At 66.0% G+C, this 11,933-nt stretch carries 7 protein-coding genes, 1 tRNA gene and 1 pseudogene; 5 read left to right on the forward strand and 4 right to left on the reverse strand.

What is annotated here, in order from left to right:
* Window positions 1-68: 68 nt before the first annotated feature.
* The 3 genes from AB1I47_RS32155 to acs all read right to left on the reverse strand — a co-directional run bounded on the left by AB1I47_RS32155 (window position 69) and on the right by acs (window position 4,356).
* Window positions 69-159, reverse strand: a tRNA-Ser gene (locus tag AB1I47_RS32155).
* 63 nt (window positions 160-222) lie between these two features.
* Window positions 223-2,274 carry a sodium:solute symporter family protein gene (locus tag AB1I47_RS32160; RefSeq protein WP_354687706.1) on the reverse strand — a complete coding sequence of 684 codons (2,052 nt, stop codon included), beginning with the start codon at window positions 2,272-2,274 and terminating at the stop codon, window positions 223-225.
* A 99-nt stretch (window positions 2,275-2,373) separates the two neighbouring features.
* Window positions 2,374-4,356 carry an acetate--CoA ligase gene (gene acs, locus AB1I47_RS32165; protein WP_354687707.1) on the reverse strand — a complete coding sequence of 661 codons (1,983 nt, stop codon included), beginning with the start codon at window positions 4,354-4,356 and terminating at the stop codon, window positions 2,374-2,376.
* 373 nt (window positions 4,357-4,729) lie between these two features.
* Between acs and AB1I47_RS32170 the strand changes: the two genes are divergently transcribed.
* The 4 genes from AB1I47_RS32170 (at window position 4,730) to murI (ending at window position 8,865) form a co-directional block, all read left to right on the forward strand.
* Entirely contained in the window at window positions 4,730-5,620 is an 891-nt protein-coding gene (locus AB1I47_RS32170) for a DMT family transporter (RefSeq protein WP_407935946.1), read from the forward strand.
* Between the two features lie 90 nt (window positions 5,621-5,710).
* The gene (locus tag AB1I47_RS32175; protein WP_354687708.1) at window positions 5,711-6,265 is read left to right on the forward strand and encodes a TIGR00645 family protein; all 555 of its coding nucleotides are present in this window, start codon (window positions 5,711-5,713) and stop codon (window positions 6,263-6,265) included.
* Window positions 6,266-6,436: 171 nt separating this feature from the next.
* Window positions 6,437-7,960: a fumarate hydratase gene (locus tag AB1I47_RS32180; RefSeq protein ID WP_354687709.1), complete on the forward strand. Its 1,524-nt coding sequence runs from the start codon at window positions 6,437-6,439 to the stop codon at window positions 7,958-7,960.
* Between the two features lie 95 nt (window positions 7,961-8,055).
* Entirely contained in the window at window positions 8,056-8,865 is an 810-nt protein-coding gene (gene murI, locus AB1I47_RS32185) for a glutamate racemase (protein WP_354687710.1), read from the forward strand.
* A 12-nt stretch (window positions 8,866-8,877) separates the two neighbouring features.
* On the opposite strand, the gene AB1I47_RS32190 is transcribed toward murI, so the two are convergent.
* Entirely contained in the window at window positions 8,878-11,178 is a 2,301-nt protein-coding gene (locus AB1I47_RS32190) for an AAA family ATPase (protein ID WP_354687711.1), read from the reverse strand.
* Between the two features lie 505 nt (window positions 11,179-11,683).
* Between AB1I47_RS32190 and AB1I47_RS32195 the strand changes: the two are divergent.
* Window positions 11,684-11,933 (forward strand): annotated as a pseudogene (locus tag AB1I47_RS32195) (hypothetical protein); the annotation flags it as partial.

Raw genomic sequence — 11,933 nt, forward strand, 5'->3', positions numbered from 1 at the left:
TCGACGGTAAACAGCGGGAAATAATCGCTGCCCGCCTGCCCTGTTTCCCTTGTAAATCAAGGGCTTAGTGGCGGAGAGAGGGGGATTCGAACCCCCGATGGGCTATTAACCCATACACGCTTTCCAGGCGTGCGACTTAAACCACTCATCCATCTCTCCGGGAAGTCCGCGATTATAGCAGAGTTGTGCGGCGAATCCAGTGCTTCGTCACCGTACCCCGCCCTACCCCCTGCGCAGGTAGCTCACCAGCCGGTCGATCACCGGCGCGTTGCGCGGCGTCAGCAGGCTGACGACGATCGCGACGGCAAAGCCCGCGGGCACACCGAAGGCGCCGGAGGCGATCGGGTCGACGCCGAACCAGCGGTTGCCGAAAATGCCGGTCATGCGGGTAAAGAACGGGTAGTTGACGAAGATGTAGTACACCGCCACGCCGAGGCCCGCGGCCATGCCGGCAACGGCGCCGGCGGCGGTGGTGCGGCGCCAGAAGATGCCGAGCACCAGCACCGGGAAGAAGCTGGAGGCGGCCAGCGAGAAGGCGGCGCCGACCAGGAACAGGATATTGCCGGGCCGTAGCGAGGTGACGTAAGAGGCGAACAGCGCCACGCCGAGCAGCACGATCTTGGCGGTGGTGACGCGCCGTTGGTGGCTCGCCTGCCGGTCGACCATGTGATAGAAGACGTCGTGCGACAGCGCATTGGCGATGGTCAGCAGCAAGCCGTCGGCGGTGGACAGCGCCGCGGCCAGCGCGCCGGCGGCGATCAGACCGGAGATCACGTAGGGCAACCCGGCGATTTCGGGGGCGGCGAGCACGATCATGTCGGGCTGCAGCAGGATCTCGGCCCATTGCACGATGCCGTCGCCGTTGACGTCGCGGATGCCGAATACCGGCGGGTCGACCTTGCGCCATTGCACCACCCACTGCGGCAGGTCGGCGTAGGACGTGCCGACCAGGTGCTCGAAGAATTCGTATTTGACCAGCGCCGCCAGAGTTGGCGCGGAGACATAAAGCAAGGCGATGAAGAACACGGCCCAGGCCACGGAGTTGCGCGTCTCCTTGACCGATGGCGTGGTGTAGAGCCGCGTCAGGATATGCGGCAGGCTGGCGGTGCCGACCATCAGGCAGAACACCAGCAGCACGAAATTGAGCCGCTTGGTCTTGCGCTCCTGCTCCGATGCGGAGGGATACGGTTCGGTCGATGACCGCGAATGGTGGCTGCGCGCGAGCGCGTCTTCGCGCTGCTGGTTCCACTGCAGCTGTGCGGCAGCGGCATCGCGCGGGAACTCCAGCCGCTCGCGCTCCAGCGCCTTGAGCTCGCGCAGCGGTGCATTGCGTGTGCGCAGATCCTGCAGGCGCGCGTCGAGGGCATCGCGCTCCTGCATGAATGATTGCGGCAACCGGGCGATGCGTTCCTGCAGCAGGATGGCCTGCTGCTTGTAGTACTCGCGCACCGCCTGCTCGGCAGGCTCGCGTTCGAGCTGCTGCTCGCGGGCGTCGAGCTGTGCCAGCAGCGTGCCGTAGCTCAGTTGCGGCAGCGGTTCCTGGTGGTGCTTCCACGCGATCATCGACACCGTGACCAGGAAGGCGACGATCATCATGATGTACTGCGCCACCTGGGTCCACGTGACCGCGCGCATGCCGCCGAGGAATGAGCAGACCAGGATGCCGGCCAGCCCGAAGAAGATGCCGACCGCGAACTCGACGCCGATAAAGCGCGTGACCACCAGCCCCACGCCCTGGATCTGCGCGACCAGGTAGACAAAGGAACACAGCGACGCCGCCAGCACCGCGATGGCCCGCACCGGCAGGTTGCCGCCGGGCTTGCCGTTGCCGTAGCGCGCGGCGAGGAAGTCGGGGATGGTGTAGCCGCCGTACTTGCGCAGGTATGGCGCCAGCAGGAACGCCACCAAACAGTAGCCGCCGGTCCAGCCCATCACGTAGGCCAGACCCTCGTAGCCGGACGAGAACAGGATGCCGGCCAGGCCGATAAAGGATGCCGCGCTCATCCAGTCGGCGGCGATCGCCATGCCGTTGAACATCGCCGGCACGCGCCGCGAGGCGACGTAGTACTCGTTCAGGTCGGAGGTGCGGCAGATCAGGCCGATGCAGGCATAGATCGCGATGGTGATAAACAGGAAGACGTAGCCCAGCCACAGCGCATCGGCGTTGGGGCGCTCCAGCAGCCCCATCATGCCGACGAAACTGAACAACCCTAGCGTGAACAGGCCGTAGTACAGCAGCAGCCGTCGGCGAAAGCGCGACTGGGCATCGGGCATGGGGCGGCGGTCCGGGTGTCGATGGGGCGCTATCGTAACAAACCCGCCGGCGCGCGCGAACGCGGCGGCGGGTTCGTTGGGGGATGCACGGCTAGCGGATTACTGCGCCTGCTTGAGCTGCTCCAGGATCGCCGGGTTCTCCAGCGTCGAGGTGTCCTGCGTGATCTCCTCCCCCTTGGCCAGCGATCGCAACAGACGGCGCATGATCTTGCCCGAGCGCGTCTTGGGCAGGTTGTCGCCGAAACGGATGTCCTTGGGCTTGGCGATCGGGCCGATTTCCTTGCCGACCCAGTTGCGCAACTCGGTGGCGATCTTCAGGGCCTCGTCGCCAGTCGGACGCGCGCGCTTGAGCACGACAAAGGCGCAGATGGCCTCGCCGGTCATGTCGTCGGGACGGCCCACCACCGCGGCTTCGGCCACCAGCGGGTTGGCCACCAGCGCCGACTCGATCTCCATCGTGCCCATGCGGTGCCCCGACACGTTCAGCACATCATCGATGCGGCCCATGATGGTGAAGTAGCCGGTGTCCTTGTCGCGGATCGAGCCGTCGCCGGCCAGGTAGAGCTTGCCGCCGAGCTCCTCGGGGAAGTAGCTCTTCTTGAAGCGCTCCGGATCGCCCCAGATGGTGCGGATCATCGCCGGCCACGGGCGCTTGACCACCAGGATGCCGCCGTTGCCGTTGGGCACGTCATGGCCGGTCTCGTCGACGATGGCGGCCATGATGCCCGGCAGCGGCAGCGTGCACGAGCCCGGCACCAGCGGCGTCGCGCCCGGCAGTGGCGTGATCATGTGGCCGCCGGTCTCGGTTTGCCAGAAGGTGTCGACGATCGGGCAGTTCTCGTTGCCGACATTCTTGTAGTACCACATCCACGCTTCGGGATTGATCGGCTCGCCGACCGTGCCGAGCAGGCGCAGGCTGGACAGGTCGTACTGCTTCGGGTGGATCTTCTCGTCGGCCTCGGCGGCCTTGATCAGCGATCGGATCGCGGTCGGCGCGGTGTAGAAGATGCTGACCTTGTGGCGCGCGATCATGTCCCAGAAGCGGCCGGCGTTGGGGTACGTGGGCACGCCCTCGAACACCACTTGCGTCGCGCCGGCGGCGAGCGGGCCGTAGGCGATATAGGTGTGGCCGGTGACCCAGCCGATATCGGCGGTACACCAGAACAGGTCGTCGGGCTTGATGTCGAAGGTCCACTTCATCGTCATCAGCGCCCACAGCAGGTAGCCGCCGGTGCTGTGCTGCACGCCCTTGGGCTTGCCGGTGGAGCCGGAGGTGTAGAGCACGAACAGCGGATGCTCGGCGCTGACCGGCTCGGCCTCGCAGGTGTCGGGCTGGTTGGCGCTGACGTCTTCCATCCAGAGGTCGCGGCCTTCGGTCCAGGGCACGTTGCCGCCGGTGCGGCGATAGACCACCACGTGCCCGACGGCCTCGCAGCCGCCCAGCGCCAGCGCGTCATCGGCAATGGCCTTCAGCGGCAGCGCCTTGCCGCCGCGCATCTGCTCGTCGGCGGTGATCAGCGCCACCGCGCCCACGTCCACCAGCCGCTCCTGCAGCGACTTGGCGGAGAAACCACCGAACACCACGGAATGCGTGGCGCCCAGGCGCGCGCAGGCCTGCATCGCCACCACGCCTTCGACCGACATCGGCATGTAGATCACGACCCGGTCGCCCTTCTTGATGCCGAGCGACTTGAGGCCATTGGCGAAGCGGCAGACCTTGGCATGCAGCTCGCGGTAGGTGACGCGACTGACGGTGCCATCGTCGGCCTCGAACACGATCGCGACCTTGTCGGCGTTGCCGTTCTGCAGGTTGCGGTCCAGGCAGTTGTACGAGGCGTTGAGCTCGCCGTCCTCGAACCACTTGTAGAACGGCGCGTTGCTCTCGTCCAGCACCTTGGTGAAGGGCTTGTTCCAGTGCAGCAGCTCGCGTGCGTGGCGGGCCCAGAAGCCTTCATAGTCGCGCTCGGCTTCGTCGCACAGGGCCTGGTAGGCCTCCATGCTGGGGATTGCGGCTTGCCGTGCGAACTCTTCGGGCGGGTTGAACACGCGATTCTCGTGCATCACCGATTCGATGGCGGACATGGACTGGTCTCCTGATATTGGACTGGCTTTGGCTGCCACGTTACGCCCGACGGCTTACTTAAACCTGACGGTAAAAGCGTCGGTCCGCCGGGGTGGGGCCTGCAACTTGTTGCAATGCAGCGGGAAAAGTCGGGGGGCGCGCCGCGAAAGTGCAGCCTTCTCCATTAGGCTAGCACAGCTATAATGCCGCGAGCCCTATACCTGAACGCGGCGCTGGCCTTGACCTGCGGTGGCCGCCTCCCCTCTCCCTTCTGCGATCGCTGCGACCGAGGCAGTACCCGTGTCCGCCACCCCTCCCGCCCAGACCTCGAGCCAGACCTCAGCCCCGACCGCTTCCTACAGCCCGGTCTACGCCCTCTTGCTGGTCGCCTCGATGGCACTGGTCGGCAGCAATGTCGGGCTCGGCAAATCGATCATCGCCCATGTGCCGGTGCTGCTGTTCGCGCTGCTGCGCTTTGTCGTCGCCATCGTCTGCCTGGCGCCGTGGTACCGGCCGGCGCGCATGCGCCGGGTCTCGCGCGGCGAATGGCTGAACCTGTTCCTGCAGGCGTTCTTCGGCACCTTCCTGTTTACGCTGCTGATGCTCAACGGCGTGCGGCTGACCAGCGCCATGGCCGCCGGTGTGATCACCAGCACCATCCCGGCCACGGTGGCGATCCTGTCGTGGCTGCTGCTGCGTGAACGGCTGTCGCGGCGCACGGTGATGTCGGTGCTGCTGGCGGTGGCCGGTATCGCGGTGCTCAATATCGCGCGCGGCGACTCGCATGGCACCGGCCACGGCAGCCAGGCATGGCTGGGCAACCTGATGATCCTGGGCGCCGTGGTGTGCGAATCGATCTACGTGATCCTGTCGCGCCGGCTTACGCAGACGCTGGCGGCGATCGAGATCTGCGCCTATACCCACCTGATCGGCGGGCTGCTGATGCTGCCGCTGGGGCTGGTGCCGCTGCTGACCTTCGATGCCTCCACGGTGCCCACGCAAACCTGGCTGATGCTGCTGTGGTACGCGCTGTCGGCCAGCGTGTTCTCGTTCTGGCTGTGGATGAAGGGCATCCGGCATGTGCCGGGCCAGGTGGCGGGCGTGTTCACCTCCGTGCTGCCGGTGGCGGCGGCGACCTATGGCATCGTCTTCCTCGGCGAGCAGCCGGGCTGGCCGCACGGCGTGGCGCTGGCGTGCGTGCTGGCCGGCATCGTGCTGGCGAGCTGGCCCGGCCGGATCGCGCGCGGCGCCCTGCGCGGCAAGGCGGCCAGCGCGGAACGGTAACAGTCGTCGGTTACGGTCGGTAACACAGTCCCGCCATCCACGCTTGGTACAATCCCCGCCGACTTTCAACTCGCCGACACCGCCCCGCCCATGGCCTCCAATCCCATCACCAAGCCGCAAGCCACGCTGCGGCCGATCCCGAGCATCATCTTCGCGTCGCGCTGGCTGCAGCTGCCGCTTTACCTCGGCCTGATAGTGGCCCAGGGCGTCTATGTCTACCATTTCCTGGTCGAAGTCTGGCACCTGCTGGCGCATGTGACCGAGTTCGACGAGAACAAGATCATGCTGGTGGTGCTGGGCCTGATCGACGTGGTGATGATCTCCAACCTGCTGATCATGGTGATCGTGGGCGGTTATGAGACCTTCGTCTCGCGGCTGGGCATCGACAACCACCCGGACGAGCCGGAATGGCTGGACCACGTCAACGCCGGTGTGCTCAAGGTCAAGCTGTCGATGGCGCTGATCGGGATCTCCTCGATCCATTTGCTGAAGACCTTTATCGACGCCGAGCAGCGCTCCAGTCACACCATCATGTGGCAGGTGGCGATCCATGTGGCGTTTCTGGCGTCCGCGCTGGCCATGGCGTGGGTGGACCGGATGGTGTCGCACCCGGCCGGGGCCCATGCGAAGCCGGGCACACATTAAGAGGACGCTGGGCCTAAGCCTCACATAGAACCGCGGCCGGGTGCCGCGGTTTTTTATGTTGGGGCGCCAGCGCCACATCCGCTTGTGTAGACGGATGTATGCATCCGGGCAGAAGGCCCTGGCTCAGTGTATGATTTCGCGCTGTGTTTCACCGCTGCCCACCCCCACAAAATGACTGTCATCAAGCAAGAAGACCTCATCCAGAGCGTCGCCGACTCCCTGCAGTACATCAGCTACTACCACCCGATGGACTACATCACCAGCCTGGGCCGCGCCTATGAGCTGGAGCAGAGCCCGGCGGCCAAGGACGCGATTGCGCAGATCCTGACCAACAGCCGCATGTGCGCAGAGGGCAAGCGCCCGATCTGCCAGGACACCGGCATCGTCACGGTCTTCGTCAAGGTGGGCATGGACGTGCGCTGGGATGGCGCCACCATGGGCCTGACCGACATGATCAACGAGGGTGTGCGCCGCGGCTACACGCACCCGGACAACGTGCTGCGCGCCTCGATCGTCAGCCCGCCCGAAGGCGGCCGCAAGAACACCAAGGACAACACCCCGGCCGTGATCCACTACGAGGTGGTGCCGGGCAACACCGTGGACATCCAGGTCGCGGCCAAGGGCGGCGGCTCGGAGAACAAGTCCAAGTTCGTGATGCTGAACCCGTCGGACTCGATCGTCGACTGGGTGCTGAAGACCGTGCCGACCATGGGCGCCGGCTGGTGCCCGCCGGGCATGCTGGGTATCGGCATCGGCGGCACCGCCGAGAAGGCCATGGTGATGGCCAAGGAATCGCTGATGGAGTCCATCGACATCCAGGACATCATCGCCCGCGGCCCGAAGGACTGGGTCGAGGAACTGCGCGTCGAACTGTACGAAAAGGTCAACGCGCTGGGCATCGGCGCGCAGGGCCTGGGCGGCCTGGCCACCGTGCTGGACGTCAAGATCATGGCCTGCCCGACGCACGCCGCGTCCAAGCCGGTGGCGATGATCCCCAACTGCGCCGCCACCCGCCACGTGCACTTCACGCTGGACGGCAGCGGCCCGGCCAGGCTGGAAGCGCCCGACCTGTCGCAATGGCCGAAGGTCGAGTGGGCACCTAACACCGAGACCTCGAAGCGCGTCGACCTGGACACGCTGACGCCGGAAGAAGTGGCCTCGTGGAAGCCGGGCCAGACGCTGCTGCTCAACGGCAAGATGCTGACCGGCCGCGACGCCGCGCACAAGCGCATCGCCGACATGCTGGCCAAGGGCGAGAAGCTGCCGGTAGACTTCAAGAACCGCGTGATCTACTACGTCGGCCCGGTCGATCCGGTGCGCGACGAAGCCGTCGGCCCCGCCGGCCCCACCACTGCCACGCGCATGGACAAGTTCACCGAGATGATGCTGGCCGAAACCGGCCTGATCTCGATGATCGGCAAGGCCGAGCGCGGTCCGGTGGCGATCGAGGCGATCAAGAAGCACAAGTCGGCTTACCTGATGGCGGTCGGCGGTGCGGCTTACCTGGTGGCCAAGGCGATCAAGGCGGCCAAGGTGGTTGGCTTCGAAGACCTGGGCATGGAAGCCATCTACGAGTTCGAGGTGAAGGACATGCCGGTGACCGTCGCGGTGGACAGCGAAGGCACTTCGGTGCACAAGACCGGCCCCGCGGAATGGCAGGCCAAGATCGGCAAGATTCCGGTCGCGGCGCTGTAACGTCGGCGAGGCGGTAGAATCTGCCGTCGCGCTCAAGAAAGCCGGGTTCCGACCCGGCTTTTTTCTGCCCTGTTTCCTGTTGCAACACTGATCCCGTGAACCCCGCACCCATCGGCGTCTTCGATTCCGGCCTTGGCGGCCTGTCCGTGCTGCGCGAGATCCGCGCGCTGTTGCCGCATGAATCGCTGCTGTACCTCGCCGATTCGAAATATGCGCCGTACGGCGAGAAGCCCGAGATTTTTGTCGAGGCGCGCACGCTGCAGGCCTGCGAATGGCTGATCGCGCAAGGCTGCAAGGCGCTGGTGGTTGCCTGCAATACCGCCACTGGCCATGCCGTGGAACTGCTGCGCAAGCAGCTGCAGGTGCCGATTATCGGCGTCGAGCCGGGCCTGAAGCCCGCCGCCGCGGCCAGCCGCAGCAAAGTGGTGGGCGTGCTGGCGACCGCCAACACGCTCAAGAGCGCCAAGTTCGCGCGGCTGCTGGCGTCGCTGGACGGTGAAAGCCGCTTTATCTGCGAAGCCGGCCTAGGCCTGGTGTCACTGATCGAGCAAGGCGATGTCGACGGCCCCGCCGTGCGCGAGCGGCTCGATGCCTATCTCACACCGATGCTTGAAGCCGGCGCCGACACGCTGGTGCTGGGCTGCACCCACTACCCTTTCCTGTCCGGCACCATCCGTGCGATGGTGGGCGAACAGCTGGCGCTGGTCGACACCGGCAGCGCGATTGCACGCCAGCTCGCCCGCAAGCTCGCCGAACACGGCCTCGCTGCGGCGCCCGAGGGGGCCCCGCGCGACCGCTTTGCCTCCACCAAGGACGCCGCGCATCTGCGCGCGATGGCGGCCACGCTGCTGCAGGTGCAAACCGATGCGGAAACGGTGGTGATCGAGCCGGCGCCGCCCCTCTAGCGGGCGCCTGCCCTACTGCAGAAAGCCCAGCGGCCGGTGCTGCCGCACCTCGGGCTTGATCGCATGCTCCTGGCGTAGCTGCGCCAGGAATTCATCCGGCGTCAGCGCCTCGCCCAGCAGCACGCACTGGCGCTTGACCGTGGCGAAATCGCCCGGCGTCAGGCAATCCATCGCATCCAGCTCGCGGCGCATTGCATCGGTCAGGCGCGCGGCATCGCCATCGAGCGCCTCGTCGACAAACATCGCCGCACGCTGCGCGGGCTTCAGCGACAGGAAGCGGATCTTGAACGAGAAGCGCCGCAGCGCGGCCTCGTCGATGCGGTCGAACAGGTTGGTGGTGCAGATAAAGATGCCGTTGAAGCGCTCCATGCCCTGCAGCATCTCGTTGACCTCGGAAATCTCGTAGTTGCGCACCGCCTGCTGGCGGCTCTGCATAAAGCTGTCGGCCTCGTCTAGCAGCAGCACCGCGCCGTCTTCCTCGGCGCGGGCAAACATCGTGGCGATCTGCTGCTCGGTCTCGCCGACGTACTTGCTCATCAGGTCGGATGCGCGGCGGATCATCAACGGCAGGTCGAGCTCGGCGGCGATATGCTCGGCCAGCGCGGTCTTGCCGGTGCCCGGCGGCCCGTAGAAGCACAGCGTGCCGCGCTGGCGCACGCGCAGCGCCTCGACGATCTTGACCACGTCGTAGCGGGTTTCGAGATGCAGGTTCTCGAGCCGGTAGTGCGTGACCACCGGCCGCGCCTCGGCCTCGGGACGCAGCCCCATGGCGCGGTCGGCGTGCTCGAGCTGGCGCAGGATCAGCGCCTCGACCGGTTCCTCGACATCGGGCCGCGCCAGCTCGACAAAGCGCGCGGCCGACTGCACCTGTGCCGGCGTCAGCGTCTTGCGCCCCGCCAGCGAGGCAATAAAGGCATCGCTGACATCGAGCCCGCCCAGGTGCTTGCGGATGATGTTCTCGCGCACCAGCGGCGGCGGGATCTTCAGCTCGAGGTGGAACTGGAAGCGGCGCAGGTAGGCCGGATCGATCTGCCGGATCGAATTGGAGATCCAGATCACCGGCACCGGGTTCTGCTCCAGCGTCTGGTTGACCCAGGCCTTGCCGTTGACGGAGGCGCGCGCGTCCTCCTGGCCGAACAGGCTCATCAGCTCGCGCGCGCTGCCGGGGAACACATCTTCCACTTCGTCGAACAGCAATGCGGTATGCGCACGGCCGCGCAGGAACGCCTGCGACACCTGCAATGAGCGATAGCGGTCCTTGCCCGACAGGCTGTTGCCGTCGCGGTCCAGGCAATCGACTTCGTACAGCTCGCAACCGGCCTCGCGCGCCAGCAGCCGCGCGAATTCGGTCTTGCCGGTGCCGGGCGGGCCGTAGATCAGCACGTTGACGCCGCTGGCGTGCTGGCGCGTGGCGTTGGACAGCAGCGCGCACAGGTAGCGGGCATCGGTCTCGACATGGGGGTAGTCGGCGGTGGTCAGCGTGGGCGGCGCGGCCGGGCGGGTGAAGACCGCCATCATCTCGGCCTCGTTGGCGTAGTTGCCCAGCAGCACGTGCAGCAGCCGGTCGGACAGCCGCATCAGGTCGCCCAGGTCGGTCACGCTGTTTTCCGGCAGCGGCTGCTCGATCAGGTTCAGCGTCTCCAGGCGCGAGCCCGGGCGCAGCGAGGCGGCCACGTCGGCGGCGCCGGCGCCGGTCAGGCCGGCCAGGATCTGGAACGCCTCCTGGCTGTGCGCCACCTTGCAGTCGACCATCACCGCGCGCAGGTCGCGCTTGTACTTGGCCAGCGCCGCGTACAGCAGCAGCTTGCGCTCGTGGTCGGGCAAGTCCAGCACATGGCTGAGCATGTCGATATTGCGCACCAGCAGCACGCGCTCGCCTTCCAGCCGCTGGGCGATGGCCGCGGCCGAGGCGTCGAAGACCGCGAACATATCCTTGGCGTGGTGCTTGACGTACTCGTCGAGGTAATAGAACAGCGCGCTTTCGTCGAAGGCGCTGTTCCACTGGCCGTGGCGGTCCAGGAATTCCTCAGGGGTCAGGCGCGAGGCCCCCTTCCAGGCGGGCATGTCGGCGCAGCGCGCGGCCAGGAAGCGCTGCACGCGCAGCACCACGCCGTACGGCCACACCATTTCCTGCGCGCTGACGGTCAGGACATCGTTGATATTGCTGCGCAGGTTGAAGCGCGGGCCCAGCGCGCAGACCACGCGCAGGGCAAACTGGGCGCACATCCAGTCCAGCGCCGAGCTGGACGACGTCCCGGGCATGGAGCGCAGGAGCGTCGATCGGTCATCTTCAACGGAACGTGTGAAGTCCATGGACGGGTTCCCCGAGCGCGCCGTGGCGGGGGCGCGCGACCGGCGCACCACCTCGTCTGCAGTTTCTTCCTATGCTAGCGCGCTTTGCCGCCTTCCGTGCACGCGGTGGCGGATCGGGCGCCAGCGACTGTGGCCTGGCCCACCGAAGCATCCGGATGGTGGCGGGTGCGCAAACCCGCGAGCAATGCCGCTAATCGTTTCAAAAACGTTGCCTGGACTTGGCGGTATAACGTGAGCTGGCGGAAAATTCCAGTTGCGACGCACAAATCACAACAAATAAGAATCATTATCGTTTATACTCGCCCGCTGACACGCTGCCCCAGAGTGGCGCTCCCCCGGCAACCCTGTTGTAGGAGCGTTTATCATGGTATTGCTGCTCAGCCTGCTGGTCGGTTGCGGCATCTCGCTGATTCTCTTTTATCGCAAGTGACGGTGCACGGGTACCGCTGCGTGCGCCGCTGCAGGCCTGACGTTGCGCCTGCCGGCAGACTATTGTTGTTGACACATGTTCGACCAACGCTTCTTCAAGATTACGCTTGCCGTCCTGTTGTTCCACGTCGGCCTGCTTTACCTGATCCAGAGCGGCCTCGGCCGTAAGCTGACCGAGGCCGTAATCGCACCCGAGATCATCGCCCGCATCATTCCGCTCGAGCAGCCCAAGCAGGAGGCGCCGCCGGACCCGCCCAAGCCCAAGCCCAAGCCCAAGCCCAAGCGAGACCATAGCGGAGAACGATCATGGGCGTACTGCAGAAGAT

The sequence above is a fragment of the Cupriavidus necator genome, assembly GCF_040578825.1.
GTDB lineage: Bacteria > Pseudomonadota > Gammaproteobacteria > Burkholderiales > Burkholderiaceae > Cupriavidus > Cupriavidus necator_E.

Coding starts and splice junctions, on each gene's coding strand:
- AB1I47_RS32170 (WP_407935946.1), top strand. CDS start 4,730: ATGGCACTGGTCGGCAGCAATGTCGGGCTCGGCAAATCGATCATCGCC.
- AB1I47_RS32175 (WP_354687708.1), top strand. CDS start 5,711: ATGGCCTCCAATCCCATCACCAAGCCGCAAGCCACGCTGCGGCCGATC.
- AB1I47_RS32180 (WP_354687709.1), top strand. CDS start 6,437: ATGACTGTCATCAAGCAAGAAGACCTCATCCAGAGCGTCGCCGACTCC.
- AB1I47_RS32190 (WP_354687711.1), bottom strand. CDS start 11,178: ATGGACTTCACACGTTCCGTTGAAGATGACCGATCGACGCTCCTGCGC.
- AB1I47_RS32160 (WP_354687706.1), bottom strand. CDS start 2,274: ATGCCCGATGCCCAGTCGCGCTTTCGCCGACGGCTGCTGCTGTACTAC.
- acs (WP_354687707.1), bottom strand. CDS start 4,356: ATGTCCGCCATCGAATCGGTGATGCACGAGAATCGCGTGTTCAACCCG.